24 protein-coding genes are annotated in these 22,857 nt (G+C 68.3%); 9 read left to right on the top strand and 15 right to left on the bottom strand.

The features are described from left to right. Nucleotides 1-63 precede the first annotated feature (63 nt). On the bottom strand, nt 64-1,389 hold the full coding sequence (locus tag BIU99_RS15605; RefSeq protein ID WP_071262076.1) for an ABC transporter substrate-binding protein: 1,326 nt from the start codon (nt 1,387-1,389) through the stop codon (nt 64-66). An 85-nt stretch (nt 1,390-1,474) separates the two neighbouring features. After that, nucleotides 1,475-2,650: an ROK family transcriptional regulator gene (locus BIU99_RS15600; RefSeq protein ID WP_071262186.1), complete on the bottom strand. Its 1,176-nt coding sequence runs from the start codon at nt 2,648-2,650 to the stop codon at nt 1,475-1,477. A gap of 234 nt (nt 2,651-2,884) precedes the next feature. Here BIU99_RS15600 and BIU99_RS15595 point away from each other — a divergent pair, with 234 nt between their 5' ends. The 5 genes from BIU99_RS15595 to BIU99_RS15575 all read left to right on the top strand — a co-directional run bounded on the left by BIU99_RS15595 (nt 2,885) and on the right by BIU99_RS15575 (nt 7,944). After that, entirely contained in the window at nt 2,885-4,102 is a 1,218-nt protein-coding gene (locus tag BIU99_RS15595) for a Fic family protein (protein WP_071262075.1), read from the top strand. A 93-nt stretch (nt 4,103-4,195) separates the two neighbouring features. Then, nucleotides 4,196-5,065, top strand: coding sequence for a hypothetical protein (locus BIU99_RS15590; protein ID WP_071262074.1), 870 nt, complete (start codon nt 4,196-4,198; stop codon nt 5,063-5,065). Between the two features lie 188 nt (nt 5,066-5,253). Then, nucleotides 5,254-6,339: a hypothetical protein gene (locus tag BIU99_RS15585; RefSeq protein ID WP_139205477.1), complete on the top strand. Its 1,086-nt coding sequence runs from the start codon at nt 5,254-5,256 to the stop codon at nt 6,337-6,339. A gap of 103 nt (nt 6,340-6,442) precedes the next feature. Beyond that, on the top strand, nt 6,443-7,408 hold the full coding sequence (locus BIU99_RS15580) for a hypothetical protein (protein ID WP_139205476.1): 966 nt from the start codon (nt 6,443-6,445) through the stop codon (nt 7,406-7,408). 2 nt (nt 7,409-7,410) lie between these two features. After that, complete coding sequence (locus BIU99_RS15575; protein WP_139205475.1) at nt 7,411-7,944, top strand: hypothetical protein; 534 nt, start codon at nt 7,411-7,413, stop codon at nt 7,942-7,944. 273 nt (nt 7,945-8,217) lie between these two features. Here the strand turns inward: BIU99_RS15575 and BIU99_RS15570 are convergent, their stop codons facing one another. After that, nucleotides 8,218-9,096: an alpha/beta fold hydrolase gene (locus BIU99_RS15570; RefSeq protein ID WP_071262070.1), complete on the bottom strand. Its 879-nt coding sequence runs from the start codon at nt 9,094-9,096 to the stop codon at nt 8,218-8,220. 85 nt (nt 9,097-9,181) lie between these two features. Here BIU99_RS15570 and BIU99_RS15565 point away from each other — a divergent pair, with 85 nt between their 5' ends. Then, complete coding sequence (locus BIU99_RS15565; protein WP_071262069.1) at nt 9,182-9,679, top strand: CGNR zinc finger domain-containing protein; 498 nt, start codon at nt 9,182-9,184, stop codon at nt 9,677-9,679. Between the two features lie 46 nt (nt 9,680-9,725). On the opposite strand, the gene BIU99_RS15560 is transcribed toward BIU99_RS15565, so the two are convergent. From BIU99_RS15560 to rpsF, 7 genes are all read right to left on the bottom strand, one after another. Next, the gene (locus BIU99_RS15560) at nt 9,726-10,235 is read right to left on the bottom strand and encodes an RES family NAD+ phosphorylase (RefSeq protein ID WP_254773631.1); all 510 of its coding nucleotides are present in this window, start codon (nt 10,233-10,235) and stop codon (nt 9,726-9,728) included. Between the two features lie 4 nt (nt 10,236-10,239). Next, on the bottom strand, nt 10,240-10,461 hold the full coding sequence (locus BIU99_RS15555) for a hypothetical protein (RefSeq protein WP_071262182.1): 222 nt from the start codon (nt 10,459-10,461) through the stop codon (nt 10,240-10,242). Nucleotides 10,462-10,577: 116 nt separating this feature from the next. Continuing rightward, on the bottom strand, nt 10,578-11,957 hold the full coding sequence (gene dnaB / locus BIU99_RS15550; RefSeq protein WP_071262068.1) for a replicative DNA helicase: 1,380 nt from the start codon (nt 11,955-11,957) through the stop codon (nt 10,578-10,580). 569 nt (nt 11,958-12,526) lie between these two features. Further along, nucleotides 12,527-12,979 carry a 50S ribosomal protein L9 gene (gene rplI, locus BIU99_RS15545; protein WP_056780635.1) on the bottom strand — a complete coding sequence of 151 codons (453 nt, stop codon included), beginning with the start codon at nt 12,977-12,979 and terminating at the stop codon, nt 12,527-12,529. A gap of 12 nt (nt 12,980-12,991) precedes the next feature. Beyond that, nucleotides 12,992-13,255, bottom strand: coding sequence for a 30S ribosomal protein S18 (gene rpsR, locus BIU99_RS15540; protein WP_056010351.1), 264 nt, complete (start codon nt 13,253-13,255; stop codon nt 12,992-12,994). Nucleotides 13,256-13,320: 65 nt separating this feature from the next. Next, on the bottom strand, nt 13,321-13,842 hold the full coding sequence (locus BIU99_RS15535; RefSeq protein ID WP_064295656.1) for a single-stranded DNA-binding protein: 522 nt from the start codon (nt 13,840-13,842) through the stop codon (nt 13,321-13,323). A gap of 5 nt (nt 13,843-13,847) precedes the next feature. Then, nucleotides 13,848-14,255, bottom strand: coding sequence for a 30S ribosomal protein S6 (rpsF, locus tag BIU99_RS15530; RefSeq protein WP_217485263.1), 408 nt, complete (start codon nt 14,253-14,255; stop codon nt 13,848-13,850). A gap of 204 nt (nt 14,256-14,459) precedes the next feature. On the opposite strand from rpsF, the gene BIU99_RS15525 reads away from it, so the two are divergent. Next, a complete protein-coding gene (locus tag BIU99_RS15525) occupies nt 14,460-15,767 on the top strand; it encodes a heparan-alpha-glucosaminide N-acetyltransferase domain-containing protein (RefSeq protein WP_175484418.1) in 1,308 nt (435 codons plus the stop codon). Continuing rightward, nucleotides 15,764-16,867 (top strand): hypothetical protein, encoded by a 1,104-nt coding sequence (locus BIU99_RS15520; protein ID WP_071262066.1) that lies wholly within the window; start codon nt 15,764-15,766, stop codon nt 16,865-16,867. Before BIU99_RS15525 ends, BIU99_RS15520 begins: the two co-directional genes overlap by 4 nt. An 80-nt stretch (nt 16,868-16,947) precedes the next feature. Here BIU99_RS15520 and BIU99_RS15515 read toward each other — a convergent pair whose 3' ends face one another. The 3 genes from BIU99_RS15515 to BIU99_RS15505 form a co-directional block, all read right to left on the bottom strand. Next, nucleotides 16,948-17,202 (bottom strand): hypothetical protein, encoded by a 255-nt coding sequence (locus BIU99_RS15515; protein WP_071262065.1) that lies wholly within the window; start codon nt 17,200-17,202, stop codon nt 16,948-16,950. Nucleotides 17,203-17,331: 129 nt separating this feature from the next. After that, the gene (locus BIU99_RS15510; RefSeq protein WP_071262181.1) at nt 17,332-19,050 is read right to left on the bottom strand and encodes a bifunctional 3'-5' exonuclease/DNA polymerase; all 1,719 of its coding nucleotides are present in this window, start codon (nt 19,048-19,050) and stop codon (nt 17,332-17,334) included. A 116-nt stretch (nt 19,051-19,166) separates the two neighbouring features. After that, nucleotides 19,167-19,397, bottom strand: coding sequence for a hypothetical protein (locus BIU99_RS15505; protein WP_071262064.1), 231 nt, complete (start codon nt 19,395-19,397; stop codon nt 19,167-19,169). A gap of 209 nt (nt 19,398-19,606) precedes the next feature. On the opposite strand from BIU99_RS15505, the gene BIU99_RS15500 reads away from it, so the two are divergent. Next, nucleotides 19,607-19,921, top strand: coding sequence for a YbjQ family protein (locus BIU99_RS15500; protein WP_064294105.1), 315 nt, complete (start codon nt 19,607-19,609; stop codon nt 19,919-19,921). Between the two features lie 91 nt (nt 19,922-20,012). Here BIU99_RS15500 and BIU99_RS15495 read toward each other — a convergent pair whose 3' ends face one another. Both BIU99_RS15495 and BIU99_RS15490 read right to left on the bottom strand, forming a co-directional pair. Continuing rightward, nucleotides 20,013-21,734, bottom strand: coding sequence for an ABC transporter ATP-binding protein (locus BIU99_RS15495; RefSeq protein WP_071262063.1), 1,722 nt, complete (start codon nt 21,732-21,734; stop codon nt 20,013-20,015). After that, the gene (locus BIU99_RS15490; protein WP_079003704.1) at nt 21,731-22,855 is read right to left on the bottom strand and encodes an ABC transporter permease; all 1,125 of its coding nucleotides are present in this window, start codon (nt 22,853-22,855) and stop codon (nt 21,731-21,733) included. Before BIU99_RS15490 ends, BIU99_RS15495 begins: the two co-directional genes overlap by 4 nt. Nucleotides 22,856-22,857: the final 2 nt, after the last annotated feature.

Raw genomic sequence — 22,857 nt, 5'->3', positions numbered from 1 at the left:
GCGGGAGCGACGACGGCCCTGGTCGGGCTGCCCTCACCCCCACCCCGTCGTGCATGGTGGACGTCACGGCTTCAGCGAGTCCGCGTTGGTGATCTGCTGGTCGACGTCGGCGAGGCCCTTGTCGAGGTCCGAGACACCGCCGGTCTGCCACTTCACCGCGAAGTCGCTCGCAGTCTTGAGGAAGGCTCCACCGTTGGCCGTCGGCGGCAGCGAGGAGGAGTGTTCATTCTGGAAGATCTCCAGGAAGGGAGCGAGGTTTCCCGTGAACTGGAGGTCCGGGGACTGCAGGGCGTCGAACGTCGTCGGGATGTTCTTCAGCCCGTTGGCGAGTTCGACCAGCGGAGCGGTCTCGGTGGTGAGGTATTTGATGAGCTCCCACGCGGCTCCCGCGTGCTTGGCGCCCTTCGGGATGCCGATGATGTTCCCACCGATGTCGCTGCCGCCGTAGGTGTCGGCGAGGTCGTCGGCGACCGGCAGCGGTGCGGTTGCGAAGTCGATCCCGGGCGCCTGCGTCTCGACGAAGCCGGTGCGGAACTCGCCGTCGAACATCATGGCGATCTGCCCGGTCTGGAAGGCGTTGTCGGCGGAGTACTTCTGGCCGGCCGCGGCCGTGAACGCGGTGAGCTTGTCCTGGCCGTAGAAGTCCGTCATCTCCTGCTGCCAGGTGAAGAGGTCCTTCCACCCCGGGCTGCTCGACAGACTGGACTTCCCGTCCTCGTCCTGCCAGTCGGCTCCGAACTGCGGCGCCCACACGTCCAGGCGGTTGTTGTAGAACCCGATGGTGGGTACGAACCCGGCGACCTTGATGGAACCGTCCGGGTTGAACTCGGTGAGCTTCTCCGCCACGTCGCGGAGCTCGCTCATGGTCTTCGGCGGCTCGGTGATCCCCGCCTTCGCGAAGAGTTCCTTGTTGTAGTACAGCCCATAGTCGTCGGCGAGGAGCGGCATCGCGCAGCGCACGCCGTCGTACTGCGTGTACGACTGCACCGCCTTCGGGATCTGGTCGAGGTCGACGTCGTCCCGCTTGATGTAACCGGCCAGGTCCTGGAACGCACCCGACTGGCAGTACTGTCCGAGCGCGTTGGCGTTGCTCGAGATGGCGACGTCCGGTGCGGTGCCACCACGGATGGACTGCGAGATCTTGTCGTCGTCCTGGCTGCCCTCACTCTTGATCGTGATGTTCGGGTGCAGTTTGTGGAAGCCGTCGAGTGCGCCGTTGACGACGTCGAGCTCGGCGTCGGCGAAGCCGCTCCAGACGGTCAGCGTGATCTTCTCGTCGTCGCCGGGAGCCGGCGACACCGATGTCGACGGACCGGCGCTGCCGGAACAGGCGCTGAGGGCGAGGATCGTCGTCGCGACGACGGCGATCATGGGCAGGACTCTTTTCATGGGTGGCTCCTGGGGGTGAGGTGGCGCAGTTCAGAGAGAGTGGTGCGGGTGAAGCGGGTGGAACGGTCGATGGACGCCCGGGTGCTCAGGAGAGTTCGAGCGTCGAACCCGAGGCGAAGAAGTGCTCTCGGGCGTGGCCGAGCGCGGCCTGGACGGCGCCGGCGCGGACGGAGCTGGCGTCGTCCCGGCCTGGGACGATCGAGACGGGTGGCTCGACGAGTCCGCGGAGCTCCTCCTTGACGAGCCTGCAGAGCTCGTCGCCGCCCGCAACGCAGATGTCGCCGTCGAGCACGATCAGCTCCGGGTCGAGGAGGCTCACCACTGCGGCGAGGCCTGCGGACAGGCGGCGGGCGACGTCACGGGGAAAGCCGTCGGGATCGGCCGCGAGGCCGAGGCCGAGCGCTTCGACGGTTCCGGCCGCTTCGATGCCGTGGGCGCGCGCCAGGTCGAGGAGCGCGGTGTCGGTCATGAGGTCACCGAAACGGTTGCCGACCGGTGTCGTGGCGGCGAGCGCCAGGTCGGGGACCAGGGTGAAGCCGATCTCGCCGGCACCGAGGGTGGCACCGCGGATCAGTTCGCCCCCGACGACGACCGAGGAGCCGACCCCGCGCTCGGCGACCCAGAGCAGGAGGAAGTCCTTCGTGTCTTGCGCGGCTCCCCTGGCCATCTCGTTGAGGGCCACCAGGTTCACGTCGTTCTCGATGGTCACCGGCACGTCGAGCCGACCCTCGAGCATGTGCAGGAGGTCGACGCCCTTCCAGAGCGGGACCTCGGACGCATAGCGCAGCTGGCCGGTGAGCTGGTCGACCGCGCCCGGGATCCCGATGGAGATGTGTGACAGCGCGGACGGTTCGACACCGATCTGCGAGCAGGCGGCCTCCAGTGCCTCGAACAGCGCGGCACCCGGGTCGGAGGTCTCAGCCGTGGTGGCGAGGAAGTGCTCTGCGACCACCGAACCGTCGAGGGCGGCGATCGCGACGTCGATCCCGTTGCGGCTCACGTCGATGCCGGCGGCGTGACCGGCGTCCGCTTTGAGGCGCCAGAGCTGCGCCCGCGGCCCGGGGCCCTCCGCACGGAGCCCTGCACGCTCGACGAGGCCAGCGCGTTCCAGGCGCGTGAGGAGCTGCGACGTGGCCGGCTTGGAGAGGCCGACGAGCGCCTCGAGTTGCGCCCGGGACACCTCCCGCTCCCCCACGAGGACGTCGAGCGCGGCTCGGTCGTTGAGCACGCGGAGCACGCTCGGACTGCCTGATGCCGCCATGATCACTCCTTCGTCGATCAATCGACTAGGAAGTTACCTATCGATTGCTGACGAGCGTACGACAGCGCTTTCCACCCGTCAAGAGCGGATTGGTCGGCGCGATCTGACGAAGGACTTCAGCCAGCAGACCGACGCGACCAGGCGGTCGCTGCAGATCAGTCTCACTGCCAGTGTCCGCCATGTATCCGGACCTGTATTCGGTGCAAGAGGTATAAACCCGAATAAGATGGCAGCATGATCGCGGATACTGGCTCCACGGGATCGGACACCTCCTGGCCCGCGACGGGCTACGAACCACGGGCGTGGACGCACGACAGCGACGCGGTCGCGTCCAAGCGACGACGCCGGTTGGCCGCGGGCCCGTACCAGGCGGCAGTCCCACCCTTCGTCGCGGATCTGTCTGTCGAGCTACCCGCGGACGTCGTGACTGCAAGCGAGGACGCCGGCCGCGAGCTGACCCGCTTCGACGCCGAGGTCGGCACGCTCGCGGCACCGTTCTCGTCTATCCTGCTGCGGACCGAAAGCGCATCGAGCTCGGAGATGGAGCATCTCACCTCGAGCGCGAAGCAGGTGGCCCTTGCGGAGATCGGCGACTCGACGTCGGTCAACGCCAAGCTCGTGGTGCAGAACGTCGCGGCCATGGAGGCGGCTGTGGCGCTGGCGGATCGCCTGGACCCCGAGGCGATCCTCACGATGCACCGCGCACTGCTGGAGCGGTCCGATCCGGACATCGTCGGTCGGTGGCGCGACGACCAGGTGTGGATCGGCGGAACCGGTTTCTCCCCGCACGGCGCTGCCTTCGTCCCCCCGCACCAGGATCGTGTGCCTGAGCTCATGACGGATGTGATGACGTTCGCGAACCGTCTCGATGTGCCCGTCATGGCGCAGATCGCGATCGCTCACGCTCAGTTCGAGACGATCCACCCCTTCCCGGACGGCAACGGACGCACTGGCCGCGCGCTCGTGCAGGGCATGCTGCGGGCAGCTGACGTGACGAGGAACGTGACTGTACCCGTGTCCGCCGGCCTGCTCGGCGACACGGACCACTACTTCCGCGCGCTCACGGCGTACCGGTCGGGTGACCTGCGCCCGATCATCGAGACGATGACGGAAGCCGCGTACGCGGCGGTCGCCAACGGCCGAACCCTAGAGCGCGACATCACGTCGATCGCAGAGCGATGGGACGAAACCGTGAAGGTGCGCAGCGACTCATCGGTGCAGCGTCTGAAGCAACTGCTCCTGCGGCAGCCGGTGATCACGACGTCGCTGGTGGCATCGACCCTGGGGCTGCACTTCTCGACGGCGGACACCTCGGTGCAGAAGCTCGTCGACGCCGGGATCCTCGCCCAGTCCAGCGCGGGCCGACGGAACCGCCACTGGCAGGCCAGTGAGGTCCTGCGGGCGCTGGACGAGTTCGGCGCACGGGCCCGTCGTCGGCGGGGAGGCCGGTGAGCCGATCGGCCCTGTATGTGCCGTAGCGCGGGGTGAAGTCCGGACGTACTGCCCACGCCCAGCACCCCGGACCGCGACGATTACGCTGGCGAGATGACCGATCGTGTCCTGCGGAACAGTGACCCGGGTGATCTTGACGCCGACGTGCGTGCCGAGCTGATGCCCCGTCTCTCCGAGATGCGAGGTCAGCCGCGCCTCGATGCCGTGGTCGAGGCCTCCCGCGCGGCGGTACTGGCGGCAGTGCCGAGGCTGCGTAGCGCACAGGCGCGTCTTGCTCGGGACAGCGGTGGCGACGGACGAAGAGCGTCCCGCACCCGGTGGGGCGCTCGCGACGCGGCGACGGTGGTCGCGCTCCTGCTCGGGCTGCTCGCGGCGGGCCTTGTCCTGCCGTCTCCTCGGAACGGCCGGCCGGCTCTCGGTGTCGACGAAGCGGCGATGTGGGTGGGGCTGTGCGCGATCGTCTCAGCGGTGATCTTCGGCCTCCTCGAACGGGGAAGACTCACGTCGTTCCTGCTCGGAGCGCACACGCGCGGCGCGGCGCGGCTGTACGTGGTGGTCGGCGTCGTGTGGACGGTGGTCTTCGCCTACGTGGTGGGCAACTGGGATGAGGTCGATCGGTACGAGCCCGCCCGGGCGATGACGGGCCTCGTGCTCCTCGGCACAGCTGTGGCCGGGATCGCTGCGCTGGCGGTGGTCGCTCGCCGCCGGGATCGCGTCGCGCTCGCTGATCCGATCACGGCGGCGAAGGACGAGTGGGGCAGGAGCCCGGGAGACGTCGATCCACTTCGGCAGTGGTGGGCTGCGCTCCCCCGCACGCTCACGCCGACTGAGCGGCGTGCAGCGGATCGCTCCTACGGTGCGACGATCGACCTCTTGGAACGGGCACGGGTCCTCCGCGCTCGCGACACACGGCGTCTTCGGCGCAAGAATCCCGCTGCGGTCTGGCGCGGAGACGCAGGCTGACCGGGCTGAGCCACGTCTCCGGCATCGACAGCGTGATCCGAGGGCGACGCACCGCTCGGCGGTGAACGGCGCGCGTCGATCACGTGGGATCGGATGGCACCTCGGCACGTCCGCGCTCATCTCGCTGATGGCATTGAGGTCGGCGACGGTGCCGTGCCCCGTCAGCGCGATGGCTCTACCATGTACGCATGATGGACCGGGGGTACGACGTCGATCTCGCGAGCATGCGGAATCCCGCGATGCCGCCGTCCCAGCTGGCGGCGATAGCGGCCCGCAGGCACGATCTGCATCCCCTCATCCTCCGTCACCCGGCGTGCTACCCGCAGCTGCGCGAGTGGATCTTCCACGCCAGCCCTGCGCAACGAGCCATGACGGGCGCTGCTCCTGTCGCTCTCCCTCCGCTGACTCAGGACCCTCGGCGTGGGCGCGGCGGACTGTGCGCGATCCTCGGATGTGGCGGCCTCGCACTGCTGGGCGTGTTCGTCATCGTGATCGCGTTCGTCGGCGGACTGCTCGCGGCACCGTCGACGCCGAATGGACCTGCGGCCGAGGGCACGACCGCTCGCGAAGACTCCCTGGCGGCGTTCGAGTCGGAACGAACCGCATACAACGAGCTCTATACACAGATCGAGAGCAACCCCGTCGCTCCCCTGGTCGCCGACCTGTTGGCGTTCCGGCGGGCGGAGGCGAACATCGCGGACCCCTCGCTCACCGACGGTTCGGTCGCGAAATACGCGGCCGACGCAGCTGGCGTCCGTGAGCAACTGGAGCAGCGAATCGCGGAAGCCGCGACTCGGCTCACCAACGTCTCCGGCTCCGTCACCGAAGCGATCGTCGATGAGGCCGGTCAGGGCTTCATCGACATCGCGTGGGACGCGAGCACGGCGTGCGCGACCTCCCGGCGGGCGGATGAGGGTTACACGACGATAGGTTGCGTCTCGGAGGAGCCGCTCGCGGTGCATCTGGCTCCCGAGGACCAGATCGGCGGTGACATCGCCCGGCGTCAGGTCGTCCTGCACGAGCTCTCCCACCTCTACACGCGCGCCGACAGTGACGCGAAAGGCATGGCCCCGTCAGCATCCTCGGTGCTCGTCGAGCAGGGCCACTTCCAGGGCAACAGCGAAGCCTTCGCCGACTGCTATGCGCTCACGTATCTGAACCTGTGGACGCTGACGTTCGATGGCCGAAATTACGGTTACGGGTACGTCTGCACCGCGGAGGAACGAGAGCTCATGCGGTCGTGGGCCGCGGAAGTACACGCGCCCATGCCGTAGGCGTCTCTCGCAATCAGGTGTTCGAACATCCCCGATCACCAGGCCAGAGTCGCGTGGCGGCTCCTTCGCGCCCGAACACCCCGTGGGCTCCAGAGCTTCCGCCGTGACGAAGCATGACCCTAAGGTGGACAACGGCGATGTCGGTGATCACCGGGGGGACAGCATGCGAATTGCCAGTAGGAATGTGCCGATGATCGCGGCGGCCATCGCCGTGGCGGTGAGCGCGGCGGGTTGCACCTCGCTCTTCCCACCCAACAGAGGCCCCGCCCCGGCGTCGATGCCGCCGGCGCAACACGGCCTCGATGTCGCGTGCGAGACGGTGAACGCGGAATGGGGATTCGCTCTCGATCCGTGGGAGGCGCTCGAAGCCGACTCCCAGCGGAAGGATTTCGCTCAGAAGCAGACCGAGCACCAGTCGGTGATCTCCAACTTGCAGGACATCGCCGATCGTGTCGCCGCCCCCGAATTGCGACAGGTCCTCGACGCGTCGATCAGTGCGCATCAGCAGTATGCCGACACCATCTGGCCGGGCCTCGCCGCTGTGCCGGCGGGATACGCCGTCGATCTCAACGATCCGACGAACCTCCTCGTCGTCCTCGGACAGCAGGAAACCGAATTCGAGCGGCAGATGTCCGATGCGAACGTGCAGCGCTACGACCTGTGCGGAGTGATGCAGAGCGGTCAGACCGCGACACAAGCGTGTGAGATCGCCGACGGTGAATGGGTCGACGCGGGCCTCGTCTACAGCGGTGCATCCGGTGCCGCGGCCATCGGGGACGTGCCCGCCGCTCAGCGCCAGGCGACTGACGGGCTCGCGCAGCTCAAAGCAGCGCTGGCGCAGGTCACCGTCTCCGAGGTCCACACGGAGATGGCGGGCATGTACGACGCGTACGAAACGTACTACGAGGACGTGATCTCCGGTCTACTCACGGAGGAGCAGGTGCTCCAACTCTCCGCAGACGAGGTCGATGCATACGTCTCGGAGGGTGATACCGCCTTCGCAGCATGGGACGACGCACTCACCGCCGGCGAAGAGCGTCTGTCGGCTTACTGCGCCGACCAGGGGTAGCCATGACAGCACCAGACCACCACCTTCCCCACACGGTGTTCTCAGGAGCATTCGGCGACCACGCGACCGGACAGTACCTCCCGGCATGTGCCGAGGTCCGCGACGGCTTCGTTGCGCTCTGGGTCGCAACGCCTGCCGGGTGGATGGAGTACTTCCGGGTCCCCGCACAGGAGGTCGTCGTGAAGTCGGCGGCTCAGCGGATCACGCTTGTCGTGCGCGATCAGAGCTATCCGATGCTCGCGGATCCCCGATCCGTGGACCGGGCGCTCTATCACGGCATCGCCGGCGGCGTCGCCGGCATTCTCGACAAGCCACGCTTCGAAATGGGCGTCGACCTCGCCCGCACGGTCAATGTGGCCGGAGCGGCGTACTCGTTCCACCTCGGCGGCGGCCCGGGGTTCATCGCGGCGGCTCAGCACGCCGGCGCGCGCACGTCCCGCCTCGGCTACGGGCCCCTTCTCGCCATCGGTTGCGGCGGCGGCGTCCTCGTCGTGATCCTCATCACACTCGTGACCCTGCTGGCGGTCAACCTGTAGCACGAGCGTTGCGGGATCGAAGTCGGTCAGATCGCCGACGAGCACCATCCATGCAGTGTCGACCGACACCGGGGACAGGACGCGTGCGAGGTCGGTGACCGCGACGTGGACGGCTGGCGAGAATGACTCGGGCCAGGACTGGTAGCGACCAGTAGCTGAGGACCGTGCCGGCGACGTTCACCAGCGCGGCAGCACACACGAGGCCAGCGCCTGATCCTGGCGAGACGGAGTCGTCGACGCAGACGGGTGACGGTCTCGGCGTCAGCCGCCGGGCTATGCGCTTCGGTCAGTCGTCCGGAGCCAGTCCGTGATGGTGTCAGCGACGTGGTCGAGGTCGGATTCGAGGAGGAAGTGTCCGCCGTCGACGAGTTCGACGCGAGCATCGGGGGCGTCGCGGGTGAACGCCGTGGCGCCGGCGGCGGCGGCGGCGAAGATCTCGTCGTTACGACCCCAGATCGCGAGCACCGGCACCTGTGAGGTGCGGAGCCATTCGTGCACCGCGGGGTAGAGGTCCCGGTTGGTGGCGTAGTCGCGGAAGAGCGCCAGCTGCACGTCGTCCTGACCCGGTCGGGCGAGGAGCGCGAGGTCGTGCTCCCAGGCGTCGGGGTCGACGGTCGTCGCGTCCGGCACACCGTGGGTGTACTGCCATTCGACGGCTTCCCGCCCGAGGGCTGGACGGAGCGCGTCGCGCGTCTCGGCGGTCCGTTCGGCGGCGTCGGCCCAGATCGGGTCCCAGAAGCTCGGAACGAACCCCTCTTCGTAGGCGTTGCCGTTCTGGGAGATGACCCCGACGACGGCGGTGGGGTCGTTGAGGGCCAGGCGCCAGCCGACCGGGGCGCCGTAGTCCTGGACGTAGATCGTGTACTGCGTCACGCCGATGGTCGAGAGGAACCGGCCGGTCACCCCTGCGAGGGCCGCGAAGGTGTACTCGAACTCGTCGACCGAGGGGGCGGAGGAGCGACCGAAGCCGATGTGGTCCGGAGCGATGACGCGGTACTGGCCGGCAAGGGCCGGGATGAGGTGCCGGAACATGTGGGAGCTGCTCGGGTACCCGTGGAGGAGTAGGAGCACGGGAGCGTCGGCAGGGCCAGCCTCGCGGTAGAAGACGTCGAGCCCGTCGATCGAGACGGTGCGGTGGTGGACGGTGACCATGGCTAACCCCTTTAGATCGTTTTACTGGTTAGCCAGACGGTAGCATGGATCGAGGGCGCCGGTCGGCGCACGAGAACGGAGAACGATGCTTCGCGACGAGGAGCTGCTGCTGGGCCTGTTGAACAGTGCGCCGGTCGTCGAGGGCACCCCGACCGACCGTCTCGAGGGGCCGACCGGACAAGACCTGGCGCGCAGCTGGGGCGGCACCGGATCCGCGGACGAGGTGGCGCGCCTTCGACATGCGAGGCAGGCGCTCCAGACCGTCGTCCGTGGAGATGACGGCGGAGCGATCAGAGACCTCGCGGGCATCCTCGACGATGCCGTGCGCACGCCGCGCATCACCCCGGGCGGCGTGGTCTGGGAGCTTCAGGTCCCTGAGGACGATCGCCTCGTGGCGGCGGTCGTGCTGGCGTGGTCGAGCGTGATCACGGAGTTCCCCGGGCGCCTCCGTGCCTGCGCGAACCACGAATGCACGCAGTTCCTCGTCGACCACAGCCGACCTGGCACCGCGAAGTGGTGCTCGATGGCGGTCTGCGGCAACCGGATGAAGGCGCGCACGCATGCGCGCCGCGCTCAGAGCTGAGCGGCCCGGTACACGCTCGGATCAGGACGAACGTCGTATCGCGGCGTCAATTCGCGGCGGCGACATGAGTCCCTCTCAAGCTGACGCTCGGCGCATCAGGCTCGTTCCAGCGGAAGAGCACCAGATGCCAGAGCCCCGGCCGCTTGCGCGAGGGATCGATCAATCCGTACGCGCCGCCGGCAAGGAGGCGGTCGCGGACGCTCCACGACGTCGGCGTGCCCCCGCCGGCGACGATGTCCTGCCAGGGGGCTGTCGCGTCAGCGAGGTCGATGCCTGCCGACTCCAGAGCCCGCGCGTCGCGCAGGTCGACGATGCCGGACGCCTCGACGTCGATCTCAACGATCTCGCGCGCCCCCGCCCGAGCATCCTGGTGGGCGATCATCGCGGCCTCGACACCGTCGACGGACGAGCTCAGGTACAGCGTCGGCTCGTTCGCCCGCGAGTAGCGCCCAGCGGTGCGCGATCCGGCGATCGCGAACTCGCGGAAGCTCGGGTCGATCGCGCGGTAGAACGTGCCCCTCAGTGGTGGGGCGAAGGTCAGGTCGATGCCGGTCACGATGTCAGAGCGCAAACGGCCGGTAGGCGAGCGCGCGATCAATGATCTCGTCGGGCGAGAGCACGGACGGCGGCCAGTAGATCAGGTCGGACACGCGCGGATCAGGCACGTTCGCGCGAAGGACCCCGAGGAGCTGGTCCTGCTCACCCTCGGTGCCCGTCGCGGCCTGGAGTCGGCGGACGAGGTCGACGAGCTCCGCGCGACTGAGTCCGGTGAGATCGGCCATGACCACCATGGTAGATCGGCTGCTGCGCGCAACAGGGGCATGCATCGAGAGTGCGCAGTCTGCTCCTCGCAGGACGATGAGCAAGCACAATGCGCACTCTGGGCGCGGACCGCGAACTACATCCCCGGCGCCATGTCGGCGAAGCGGCTGAAGTGCCCGTGGAAGCCGACGGTGATCGTGCGCGTCGGTCCGTTACGGTGCTTGGCGATGATCAGGTCGGCCTCGCCGGCTCGCGGGCTGTCCTTCTCGTAGGCGGATTCGCGGTGCAGGAGCACCACCATGTCGGCGTCCTGCTCGATCGAGCCCGACTCACGGAGGTCGGACAGTGCCGGCATCTTGTCGGCCCGCTGCTCAGCACCACGGTTCAGCTGTGACAGCGCGATGACGGGGACCTGGAGCTCCTTCGCCATGAGCTTCAGCGCACGGGAGAACTCCGAGACCTCCTGCTGACGGCTCTCGACACGCTTACCGGACGTGAGCAGCTGCAGGTAGTCGATGACGACCATCTTGAGGCCCACACGCTGCTTGAGTCGACGGCACTTCGCCCGGATCTCCACGAGCGTCATGTTCGGGCTGTCGTCGATGTAGAGCGGAGCGTCGTTGATGCGCCCACGCACCTGCGCGATCTTCGTCCAGTCCTGTGAGTCGACGGTGCCCTTACGCATGAGCTGCAGCGGCACGGACGCCTCAGCACTCATGAGACGCATCGCGATCTCGCTACGACCCATCTCGAGCGAGAAGAAGATCGACGGCTGGTTGTAGTGCACGGACGCAGCGCGGGCGAAGTCGAGCGCGAGCGTGGACTTACCGATAGCGGGTCGGGCGGCGACGATGATGAGCTGACCCGGGTGCAGCCCGTTCGTCAGTTCGTCGAGCTCGCGGAAGCCCGTCGGCACGCCGGTCATGGAACCGTCGGTGTGCTTGGCGGCCTCGATCTCGTCGATCGCCGCACTCACCGCGTCGGTCAGCGGGACGTAGTCCTCGACCTCCTGGTTGCCGGAGACGGCGTAGATCTCGGCCTGAGCGGAGTTGACGAGCTCCACGGCCTCTCCCTCGGCCGCATACCCCATCTGCACGATGCGGGTGCCGGCCTCGACGAGACGACGCAGCAGTGCGCGCTCCGCGACGATGCGGGCGTAGTAGCCGGCGTTCGCCGCGGTCGGCACGAGACTCGTCAGCGTGTGGAGGTAGTCCGCGCCACCGGCACGGGACAGCTCACCCGTCTTGACGAGCTCGTCGGTCACGGTGATGACGTCGGTGGGCTCACCGTGCGAGTACAGCGTCAGCAGGGCGTCGTAGATGACCTCGTGCTTGGGGATGTAGAAGTCCACACCACGGAGCGTCTCGACCACATCGGCGACCGCGTCCTTCGACAGCAGCATGCCGCCGAGCGCACTCTGCTCCGCGAGGAGGTCGTGCGGAGGGACCCGCTCGTTGCCGCGCGGCTCGTCGTATGAACCGCCGCCTTCGGAGCGGCCCAGGTGAGCGATCGACAAGTGGACATCCCTTCTCGATGTTGACTCGGGTGGTGCGGGTGGAGACGACTCAGGTGTAGCAGGAACGTGCGACACGCACGGGCCCTGCGGGGCGCCCGCAGGCTACGGACGAGGGCTGCTCAGCCTGCTCGCCCGGCTGTTCCGAGACGCCGATGACTCACGATAGGGCCACTCGTCTCCACAACCAACTCTGCCTGTGGATAACTCTGTGGAGAGATCGGGGGAAACGCCGCGTGTCGTGTGCACAAGCTGTGGGAAACCCTGTGGAGAGAGAAGTTTTTCCACCAGTCAATACTGTCCTGACCAGGAGATTCTGATTCCACAGGCTGTGTGTGGAAAGTTCTTTCGATCCTGTGTCGAACGTTGAGGAGAACGGGGGTCACCTGTGTACAACTTGCTTGACTCCGAGGGCGAAACGGGTGTAACACGCAGACGCCGAGACGACACTCCACCCCCGTTCTGGGCACAGAAAAACGCGATGGCGGCAGACCTCTCGGTCCACCGCCATCGCGCTCATCACGACGTGCATGAGGCGCCGGACCCGAGGGCCCGACACCGCACGGCGGGTACTACTTGGCCGCGACCACCTGAAGGGTGATCGTGGCGACGATCTCGTCGCGGAGGCTGATGGTGGCCTCGTGCTCGCCGACGTACTTGATCGGGGTGTGGATCTCGATCTTGCGCTTGTCGACCTCGCCCAGCCCAGCTTCCGCCACGGCCTTCGCGATGTCGGCAGGCTTCACGGAACCGAACAGACGGCCTTCGCCACCCGTCTTGACCGTGAGCTTGACCTTGGTGGCCTGGAGGCGAGCCTTCAGGTCCTGGGCCTCTTCGATCGTGGCGTGCTCGCGCGCAGCGCGGGCCGACTTGATCTGCTCGACCTGCTTCTCGCCACCGCGGGTCCACGGGGTCGCGAAACCCTGGGGCACGAGGAAGTTGCGGGCGTAGCCGTTCTTGACGTCGATGACGTCACCAGCGGAGCCGAGGCCGGAGACCTCGTGCGTCAGAATAACTTTCGACATGTGCGGCGCCTCCTAGCGGCCAGAGCCGGCGTAGGGCAGGAGCGCCATCTCGCGTGCGTTCTTGACCGCACGTGCGATGAGTCGCTGCTCCTGGACGTTGACACCGGTGATACGACGAGCACGGATCTTTCCCCGCTCGGAGATGAACTTGCGAAGCGTGGCGACATCCTTGTAATCGATGACACCGACGCGGATCGCCTTCGCGGGAGCGACGTTCTTGCCGCCCTTAGCACCGCGGGCAGGCTTGCGGCGGTCGCCGCTCGACTTTCCAGCCATGGTTGTTCCTTTGCGTGTGAATGGAGTGATCGGCTAACCGGCAGAACCGGACCGATCGAATCTGTTTAGAAGGGGGTCTCGTCGCTGTAGCTGCCCGGAGTGTTCCAGGCGTCTGCACCGCCGTTGCCGCCGGAAGCTGCGGGTGCGCTCTGAGCCCAAGGCTCGTTCTGCTGCACCTGCGGAGCTCCGCCGCCGCGCTGCTGACCACCGCCGCCGCCACCCGAGGGTGCACGGCTGATGGTCGCGGTCGCGTACCGGAGCGAAGGGCCGATCTCGTCGACTTCGAGTTCCATCGAAGTCCGCTTCTCGCCTTCCTTCGTCTCGTAGGAACGCTGCTTGAGACGCCCGGTCGCGATGACGCGGCTTCCCTTGGTGAGCGATCCGGCCACGTGCTCGGCGAATTCACGCCAAACGCTCGCGCGCAGGAACAGCGCTTCGCCATCCTTCCATTCGTTCGTCGCGCGATCGAAGTTGCGCGGCGTGGAAGCGATGGTGAAGTTGGCGACAGCCAGGCCGTTCTGCGTGAAACGCAGTTCCGGATCGCTGGTCAGGTTGCCCACCACGGTGATGACGGTCTCGCCGGCCATGAGCCCTAGGCTTCCTTGGTCTCAGCCGCAGCCGGAGCCGCGTCTGCCTTGGGAGCCGCGGCGACAGCAGCAGCGGGCTTGGCGGCAGCCTTGCGGGCGGCCTTCTCTTCGCTGCGCTTCGTCTCGGTGGCGACCTGAGCGATGGCCTCTTCGGCACGCAGCACCTTGGTGCGCATGACGGCCTCGGAGAGCTTCAGCTGACGGTCGAGCTCCTGCGTGGCAGTGCTCGTCGCAGTGAAGTCCACGACGGCGTAGATGCCTTCGGTCTTCTTGTTGATCTCGTAAGCGAGACGACGACGGCCCCAGATGTCGACCTTGTCGATGGTTCCACCATCGTTGCGGATGACGTTGAGGAACTTGTCGAGGCTCGGTGCAACCGTGCGCTCGTCAATCTCGGGGTCGAGGATGACCATGAGTTCGTACTGATGCGTCACTAACCCACCTCCTTCGGACTCGAACGGCCACAGACTTTCTGTGGCAGGAGGGTGTAAGCATCGTTGCGATCGGGCGAGAACAGAGCGGACGCACCCGGGCAACCTTCACAGCATACCGGACGGGAGCCCGTACCGCCACCGCGGGCCTGTCGCGGAGCCGCCACGCATGGGATGCTGGACCCGATGAGCAGCCCAGCCAGCCGACAGCGCGCCGACCGACTGATCGGTCTCGACCTCGCGCGCTTCCTCGCCCTCATCGGCATGATGGCCACGCACGTGTGGGCGTTCGACATCGCCACCGGCGGGCACACGCCGATCACAGAGGTGTTGTCGGGCAAGGCCGCGGCCCTCTTCGCCGTGCTGGCCGGCATCGGGATCGTCCTCACGAGCCGCCGCGACCTCGCCGCCGGCTCTCCCTCCGCGGCGCGACTCAACCTCTTCGGACGCGGCTTCGCCCTGCTCGTCCTCGGCCTCACCCTCGGCGTGCTGCCCGGCGGCATCTACGTGATCATCGCGTATTACGGCGTGACCTTCTGGCTCGCGATCCCGGCCGTCACGTGGCGTCCACGCACGTTGCTGATCGTCGCAGCCGTCTGGGCGGTGGTCTGGCCGATCTGCTCGCAAGCACTCCGGGTGCCGCTCAGTGGCGTCGACTCCCCCGAGATCGGCAGTGCGTCCTGGTTCGACGTCTCGGGCGGTGGGTTCGCCCGAGGGTTGCTCCTCACCGGGGTGTACCCGGCGCTCACGTGGATCGTCTACGTCCTCGTCGGGATGGCAGTCGGTCGGCTGCTCATGGTCGCTCGGGCGAACGGGACCCTGCGACGGTTCGCACTGCAGCTCGCGGCGATCGGACTCGTCGTCGCCGTCGCCGCGGACCGCCTCGCCGCCCTCCTGCTCGGTCCGGTCGGCGGTGTCCAGGGCATCGCGCGCGCCTGGACCGGCGGTCTCGAACCCGATCCGACGACGATCACCGCCGTCGAGGACGCCCTCGCCGAAGGGATGTACGGCACGAGCCCCACGGAGTCCTTCTGGTGGCTCGTCGCCCGTGCCCCGCACTCGGGCACCACGCTCGACCTCGTCTTCACGATCGGGATCGCGGCGGTCGTCATCGGTCTGTGCCTGGCACTCGGGACGGTCCTGAACCGCGGCTGGTCGCTCGCGCTCCTGCCGGCGACCGGCGCCGGGGCCGCTCCGCTCACCGTCTACTCGGCGCACGTCTTCATGGCGTCGGTGGGTGCCTTGATCGCCGCGATCGCCGGGACGTACGCGGACACGGCGTGGCTCATCTCGAGCCCGCAGCTCTGGCTCGTCCACGTCGCCGGCGCGCTCCTCCTCGGCTGGATCATCGCCCTCACGAAGCGTCGCGGACCGCTCGAGACACTGGTCCACGCTGCCGGCCGGGCACTCACGGTCGCCGCGAACCGCCCTGGTCGGACGCCCGCGACGATGACGCCCGTGCCCGAACCGCACGGAACACCGCACGTACGATGACCGGTCCGACGACTCGAACGACGACGCTGGACACGCGACCGCTCACGGAACGGATCGACCGACGCGCACTTCGCGAGTACCGCAGGGGCCTCCCGGGCGAGATCCGTCCACCACTCCTGGCGGCGATCTGGCCCGCCGTCGTGCTGGCGGTGCTGCCGATCGGCTTCCTCTCCGCCTGGTGGTTCGTGCTCGAAGACGGCTCGATGCCGGATGAACCCTTGGACTGGTCGGCCCTGATCCTCCTGCCCTACCTCGCGCTGCCCGTCGGCATGCTCGTCCTGCTGGTGCGCACGGTCCGACGACGCAGCGGCGTGCGTCAGTACCGGCTGGACCGATTCGCTCGGGCGAACGGCTTGGGCTACCGACCGTTCGCCATACCGGTGGCGTTGCCCGGCCTGATCTTCACGATGGGTGGGACGAGCGTGGTCAGGGACCTCGTCTGGCGGGACGGCAGGTCGCCGCTGTCCGTCGGGAACCTGCGCACGACCATCGGTTCGGGACGGAACCGCAAGGAGCATCGGTGGGGCTACGTGGCGCTCCGGCTGCCGGTGGCGCTCCCCCACATCGTCCTGGACGCCGTCGGTAACAACTCGCTCCTGCACCCCCGCCTGCCCGTCACCTACGCCAAGGACCAGCGGCTCTCACTCGAAGGCGACTTCGACCGCCACTTCGAGCTGTACTGCCCGCGTGGGTACGAGACCGACGCCCTCTACCTCTTCACACCCGACATCATGGCGCGGTTCATCGACACCGTCGCCGAACTCGATGTCGAGATTGTCGACGACCACCTCTTCCTGTACTCACCCAAGGACCTTTCGACCCTCGACCCCGAGGTGTGGACGTGGCTGCTGTCGGTCGTCGACATCCTGACGGAACGCATCGCGCAATGGGAGCGCTGGCGGGATCGTCGACTGGAACCGGTCGACGCGGCGACGATGGCGGCTTCGTTCCCACTGATCCGTCCGCCACGAGGAGTGGCACGGCAGGGAAGACGCCTGTCCCGTCGGACAGGATGGTGGTGGCTCATCGGTCTGGCCCTCGCCGTCTACGGCTGGTACCTCATCATCACCGACGCCGTCCGGGCGATCACCGGCGGCTGAGCCCACCCATCCCAGCCCGCGAACTGTCACTTCGGAACAGTGCGGGCCACGCGCACCCGCATCAAGTGACAGTTCGCGGGCTAGGGGGCGAGGAAGGCCGCGGCGAGCATCGCCGCCGTCCCGCCGATGCAGATCGTGCCAATCGCGACGGCCCCGATGAAGATGCCGACGACGACGACCCAACCGGTGAGACAGCCGATCACCGCGCCGCCGGACTCGAGCAGGCTCGCGAGCGGTCGCTGGTCGTCCGGGGCCACCGCGTCACCGTCGGTCGGGCGGGTTCCGGTCGCCCAGGCGGGTCGGGTCGGGCGGGTCTGGACGTGTTCGACGGTCATGGCGCATCCTTTCGAGGGCTGATGCACTCCATCCCACCGCCCGACCTGTTTCGCCAGCGTCAAGCTCGCGAACTGTCACCTCGGAACAGTGTGGGCCGCGCACACCCGCGTCACGTGACAGTTCGCGGGCTACTTGGCGTCGGCGTAGGAGGTGACGACGGCGGTGGTGACCGGGAACTCGACCGGCGCGGTGCCGAAGATCAGGCGACCGGCCTCGGCCGCCGCCTCGCGCACGAGGGCGACGACCCGCTCGGTCTGGTGCTCGGGGCAGTGGACGACGATCTCATCGTGGAGGAAGAAGACGAGGTGGGCCGACTCGGTGAGCGCGGCCGCCGGACCGACCGACTCTGCGGCGAGCGCCTGCAGCCGCGTCCGGAGGCCGGCCATCCAGCACAGCGCCCATTCGGCGGCGGTGCCCTGCACCACGAAGTTGCGGGTGAAGCGACCCCAGCTGCGCGCCTCCATGCGGGCACGCTGGGTCGCGGCGGCGTTGGCGCCCTCCATCGATGCGGCGGACTGGATCTCGCGCCAGGTCTCGCCGGGTAGCGGTGAGGTGCGACCGAGCCGGGTGCTGACCCGTTCCCCGCGCTCCCCGGCACGGGCGGCGGCCTCGACGAACTCGATCGCCCGCGGGAACGCCCTCGTGAGCCGGGGCAGGAGGCGCCCGCTCTCCCCCGTCGTCGCGCCGTACATGGCACCGAGCATCGCGATCTTCGCATGTGGTCGGGTGTCGACCGCGCCGACGTCGACCATGCCCTGGTAGAGGTCGACGCCGCGTCCGGCATCGGCCATCGCGCGGTCGCCGGACATCGCGGTGAGGATGCGTGGCTCGAGCTGGGCGGCGTCGGCGACGACGAAGCGCCACCCCTCGTCCGCGAGGACGGCACCGCGGACCTGGTGCGGAAGCTGGAGGGCACCGCCACCGTCGGAGGCCCAACGGCCCGTGACGACCCCGCCGGGCACGTACGTGGGGCGGAAGCGTCCGTCCTTCACCCAGGTCTCGACCCACGTCCAACCGTTCGCGGTGAGGAGACGGGACAGCTTCTTGTACCGGAGCAGCGGCTCGATGACGGGGTGCTCGATCTCCTGCAGCTCCCACTGCCGAGTGGACGTCGCGTTGATGCCGGCACGCTGCAGGGCCTTGAGGAGCTCGCCCGGTGACTCGGGGCTGAGCTCCTGCACCCCGAGGGCGGCCTTGACCTCCTCGAGGACCGCGGCCAGCTTCGCCGGACGGACACCGGGCGGCACCTTGGGGCCGAGGGCGTCGGCGAGGATGCGGTCGTGGGCCTCGGCGTCCCACGGGAGACCGGCGAAGGTCATCTCCGTGGCGATGAGGGCACCGGCGGACTCGGCGGCGAGGAGGAGTCCGAGCTGCGAGCGTCCCTGCGGTGTCGCACCGTCGACGGCGTCACGCTGGAGCGTGAACTCGGCGACGGGATCGCGTTCGCCGCCCGGGAGGTCGAGGTCGAAGAGGGTCCCGACCGCCTCCGCACGCTGGGCGACGCGCGGGTCGAGGACCTCGTCCCACGGGCCCGCCGGAGCCGTCGCGAGGGCGGAGTCGGCGGTGAAGGCGGCGTTGCGGAGGAGGTTGTGTGAGAGCCGGAGGTCGACGCAGCGGGCGACCCGGACACCCGCGGCGAGGAGCGCCGGGTACCAGAGCGTGGTGTCGTCCCAGACCCAGCGCGGCGGATTCGGCTCGGCTTCGAGACGCCGGACGAAGGCCGCGAGGTCGGCGCGCGGGATGGTGGTCTCGGAGACCGGAGGTGGTTCGCCGGACGGAATGGGGCGGTCCTCGAGGTGCACGACGCGCACGCGGGCGCCGTCGAGCTGCTGGAGGACGATGTGCACCACCCCAGTCTGCCGTCACCCGCCGACCTCGCCCGACGCGACCTCTCGCTGGAGACATGAGACCCGGACGGAATCGCGAATTCCGTCCGGGTCCCGTGCGGGCAGCGCAGGGACGTTCAGCGCCTCCGGCCGCGGGCCAGGTTCACCCGCGTCATGACCAGGTACGCCGCGAGAACCAGCTCGGCGAAACAGAGCGCCGAGCCGAGGTACTCGGCGACGCCGAAGCCCGCTCGGACGCCGATGATGATCGTCAGGAACGCGGCGACGATCGATCCGGCCGTGAGACCCTGGCGAATCTGGAGCGGCTGTGGGCCGTGCGTGGTGATTGGCGATTCAGGGTTCGACATACAGATATATTAGATTGCTGTCGTGTCGACCGTCTTGACGTCCTCGGCGCACGATGTGGGGGTCCCTGCGCCTGTCGAAAAGCGAGGCGCCACTGTGCTTGCACTTCGACAAGCTCAGTGACCGGGGAAAGGTCGGTGACCGCGGTAAGGCCCTGGAGACCGGGACATCCCCCCTATGGGGGCGGGCGCAGCGGTGCCAGACTGCGAGCATGCTGATCTCGACGATGAACGATGTCCCCGGCCGCCAGGTCACCGAGGTGCTGGGCGAGGTGACCGGCCTCACGGTCCGTGCACGCAACGCGGGCGTGCAACTCGGCGCCAACTTCAAGGCACTGCTGGGCGGTGAGCTCTCCGGGCTCACCAAGCAGCTCGCTGAGAGCCGCGAGGAAGCGAAGCAGCGACTCATCGAGGCGGCCACCGCGCTCGGTGCCGACGCGGTGCTCGCGATGCGGTTCGACGCGGCCGAGGTCGGCCAGAACTACCAGGAGGTCGTCGCCTACGGCACCGCCGTCAAGCTCGGCTGAGGTCACACACCACCGCTTGGCGACAGGAGAAGCGCCTGAGGGCAGGACCGAACGCGACGTTCGATCCTGCCCTCGTGCAGATCTCCTGCTGTCAGGCGCGGAGGCGCTTGAGCTCCTCGCGACGGACTGCCTGCTCGGCCGGGTCCGGCACGGGGAGCGATGCGAGGAGTCGGCGCGTGTAGACGTCGCTCGGCGCACCGAGCACCGCTGAGCCGGGCCCCTCCTCGACGATGTCGCCGCGATACAGCACGACGATGCGGTCGGCGAGGATGTCGACCACCGCGAGGTCGTGGCTGATGAACAGCGACGCGAATCCGAACTCACGCTGCAGCTCGGCGAAGAGCTCCAGCACGCGGGCCTGCACGGACACGTCGAGTGCCGAGGTCGGTTCGTCGGCGACCAGCAGTGCCGGTTCGAGCGCCAACGCCCGCGCGAGCGAAGCGCGCTGCCGTTGCCCGCCGGAGAGCTCGTGCGGGAACCGGTCGCCGAACGCCTTCGGCAGCTGGACCGCCTCGAGGAGCTCGTCCACCCGGCGTCGGGCCGCCCGTGTGTCGCCGAAGCGACCGTGCACGATGAGCGGCTCCGCCACGCACTCCGCGATCGTGAGCAGCGGGTTGAAGCTCGTCGCCGGGTCCTGGAACACGAACCCGATCTCGCGGCGCTTCGGAGCGAACTCGCGCTCCTTCACCCGGTTCATCTCCACGCCGAGCACCGACAGGGAGCCGCCGGTCACCTTGGTGAGCCCGGCGATCGCGCGGCCGATCGTGGTCTTGCCCGACCCCGACTCCCCCACCAGGCCGAGGACCTCGCCCGCGTGGATCGTGAAGTCGACGCCCTTGACCGCCCGGAACCCGGCACGCCCGAAGCGACCCGGGTACTCGATCTCGAGCCCCTTCGCGACCACCACCGGCTCACCGAGCTGCAGCTGCTTGCCGCGCTCGACCTCGGCCGGCGCGGAGCTCTTGCCGCGGCCGACGTGCGGCACCGACGACAGGAGCTTCTTCGTGTACTCGGCCTTCGGTGAGGAGAACAGCTCCTGGACGGGAGCCTCCTCGACGATGTCGCCCTGGTACATGACAACGACGCGGTCGGCGAGGTCGGCGACGACGCCCATGTTGTGGGTGATGAGGACGATGGCCGTCCCGAACTCGTCGCGGCACCGACGCAGGAGGTCGAGGATCTCCGCCTGCACCGTGACGTCGAGCGCGGTCGTCGGCTCGTCGGCCACGATCAGTCCGGGGTCGAGCACGAGCGCCATCGCGATGACGATGCGCTGCTTCTGCCCGCCGGAGAACTGGTGCGGGAAGTAGTCGACCCGCTCCTCCGGCTCAGGGATGCCGACGCGACGCAGGATGTCGATGGCCTTGGCCCGTGCCTCGGCCTTCGTGTACGAACCGTGCGCGCGAAGACCTTCGGCGATCTGCCAGCCCACCTTGTAGACGGGGTTGAGCGCGGTCGACGGTTCCTGGAACACCATCGCCGCGTCGCTGCCGCGGATGGACCGCAGCTGCTCCGCCGACGCCGTGACGACGTCCTGCTCGGTCGAACCGTCGCGGGAGCGCAGGACGACCGCGCCGGAGGCCGTCGCCGTCTCCGGGAGCAGACCGAGGATGGTCTTGGCCGTGACCGTCTTGCCCGAACCGGACTCGCCGACGATCGCGACGATCTCGCGTGGTGCGACCGACAGCGAGATGTCGTTGATCGCCTTCACCGCGCCGGCGTCGGTCGAGAACGAGACCCCGAGGTCGCGGATGCTGACGATGTCCTTGGTGCCGAGGTCGCGTGGACCGGTGGTCGGCGTCGACTGGCTCATGAGCGCTCGTCCTCTCGTCGGTTCTCCAGATCGCTGTCCGCCGCGGCGTCGCTCACGGCTCCCAGCGACTCGGCGTCCATCATCCCGGCGCCACCGGGGCTGTCGGGCGTGCCACCGGTGGTCGTGATGCTCGACGTCGCAGCGACCGATCCACTCGACGCGCCGACCCGACGACGGCTGCGCAGACGTGGGTCGGACAGGTCGTTGAGGCTCTCACCGACGAGCGTGATGCCGAGCACGACGAGGACGATCGCGAGGCCCGGGAACAGCGCGGTCCACCAGATCCCGCTCGTGACGTCGGAGACGGACCGGTTGAGGTCGTAGCCCCACTCGGCGGCCGCGGTCGGCTCGATGCCGAACCCGAGGAAGCCGAGCCCCGCGAGCGTGAGGATGGCCTCGGAGGCGTTGAGGGTGATGATGAGCGGCAGCGTCCGGGTCGCGTTCCGCAGCACGTGACGGAACATGATGCGGGAGCTGGACGCACCGATGACCTTCGCCGACTCGACGAACGCCTCGCTCTTGATGCGCACGACCTCGGAGCGGATCACCCGGAAGTACTGCGGGATGAAGACCACGGTGATCGAGATCGCGGCGGCGAGGATGCCGCCCCAGAGGCTGGACTGGCCGCGGCTGATGACGATCGACATCACGATCGCGAGCAGCAGCGACGGGAAGGCGTACACCGCGTCGCAGACGACCACGAGCACGCGGTCGAGCCAGCCGCCGAAGTACCCGGCGACGAGCCCGAGCAGGACGCCGATGAAGATCGACAGGATGATCGCGGCCACGATGACGAAGAGCGCGGTCTGGGCTCCCCAGAGCACCCGGGACAGGACGTCGTACCCGCCGACGGTCGTGCCGAGGAGGTTCGTCGCGTTCGGCGCCTGCTGCGTGCCGAACGAACCGTCGTCGCCGCGCAGCTGGTTGAACCGGTAGGGCGCGACGAGCGGCGCGAGGATCGCGATGAGCACGAACACGCCCGTGACGACGAGACCGATGACGAGCATCGCCCGCTGCAGCCCGACCGACTGCCGGAACTGCTTGACGACGGGGAGACGTTCCCGCAACGGTCGCTTCGCCGGCGCGGTCTGAACGGCGGTGGTGGCTGTCGGAGCACTCATGC

It is taken from the genome of Plantibacter sp. MMLR14_011, from assembly GCF_001865025.1.
In the GTDB taxonomy this organism is placed as follows: domain Bacteria; phylum Actinomycetota; class Actinomycetes; order Actinomycetales; family Microbacteriaceae; genus Plantibacter; species Plantibacter flavus_A.
The sequence above is the reverse complement of the archived record's forward strand: the minus strand, read 5'-3'. Positions and strand labels throughout refer to the sequence as shown.

Coding starts and splice junctions, on each gene's coding strand:
- BIU99_RS15590 (WP_071262074.1), top strand. CDS start 4,196: ATGACCGATCGTGTCCTGCGGAACAGTGACCCGGGTGATCTTGACGCC.
- rpsR (WP_056010351.1), bottom strand. CDS start 13,255: ATGGCTGGAAAGTCGAGCGGCGACCGCCGCAAGCCTGCCCGCGGTGCT.
- BIU99_RS15570 (WP_071262070.1), bottom strand. CDS start 9,096: ATGGTCACCGTCCACCACCGCACCGTCTCGATCGACGGGCTCGACGTC.
- BIU99_RS15515 (WP_071262065.1), bottom strand. CDS start 17,202: ATGACCGTCGAACACGTCCAGACCCGCCCGACCCGACCCGCCTGGGCG.
- BIU99_RS15575 (WP_139205475.1), top strand. CDS start 7,411: ATGACAGCACCAGACCACCACCTTCCCCACACGGTGTTCTCAGGAGCA.
- BIU99_RS15605 (WP_071262076.1), bottom strand. CDS start 1,389: ATGAAAAGAGTCCTGCCCATGATCGCCGTCGTCGCGACGACGATCCTC.
- BIU99_RS15490 (WP_079003704.1), bottom strand. CDS start 22,855: ATGAGTGCTCCGACAGCCACCACCGCCGTTCAGACCGCGCCGGCGAAG.
- BIU99_RS15595 (WP_071262075.1), top strand. CDS start 2,885: ATGATCGCGGATACTGGCTCCACGGGATCGGACACCTCCTGGCCCGCG.
- rplI (WP_056780635.1), bottom strand. CDS start 12,979: ATGTCGAAAGTTATTCTGACGCACGAGGTCTCCGGCCTCGGCTCCGCT.
- BIU99_RS15565 (WP_071262069.1), top strand. CDS start 9,182: ATGCTTCGCGACGAGGAGCTGCTGCTGGGCCTGTTGAACAGTGCGCCG.
- BIU99_RS15520 (WP_071262066.1), top strand. CDS start 15,764: ATGACCGGTCCGACGACTCGAACGACGACGCTGGACACGCGACCGCTC.
- BIU99_RS15495 (WP_071262063.1), bottom strand. CDS start 21,734: ATGAGCCAGTCGACGCCGACCACCGGTCCACGCGACCTCGGCACCAAG.
- rpsF (WP_217485263.1), bottom strand. CDS start 14,255: ATGGTCATCCTCGACCCCGAGATTGACGAGCGCACGGTTGCACCGAGC.
- BIU99_RS15585 (WP_139205477.1), top strand. CDS start 5,254: ATGATGGACCGGGGGTACGACGTCGATCTCGCGAGCATGCGGAATCCC.
- BIU99_RS15555 (WP_071262182.1), bottom strand. CDS start 10,461: ATGGCCGATCTCACCGGACTCAGTCGCGCGGAGCTCGTCGACCTCGTC.
- BIU99_RS15525 (WP_175484418.1), top strand. CDS start 14,460: ATGAGCAGCCCAGCCAGCCGACAGCGCGCCGACCGACTGATCGGTCTC.
- BIU99_RS15505 (WP_071262064.1), bottom strand. CDS start 19,397: ATGTCGAACCCTGAATCGCCAATCACCACGCACGGCCCACAGCCGCTC.
- BIU99_RS15600 (WP_071262186.1), bottom strand. CDS start 2,650: ATGGCGGCATCAGGCAGTCCGAGCGTGCTCCGCGTGCTCAACGACCGA.
- BIU99_RS15535 (WP_064295656.1), bottom strand. CDS start 13,842: ATGGCCGGCGAGACCGTCATCACCGTGGTGGGCAACCTGACCAGCGAT.
- BIU99_RS15500 (WP_064294105.1), top strand. CDS start 19,607: ATGCTGATCTCGACGATGAACGATGTCCCCGGCCGCCAGGTCACCGAG.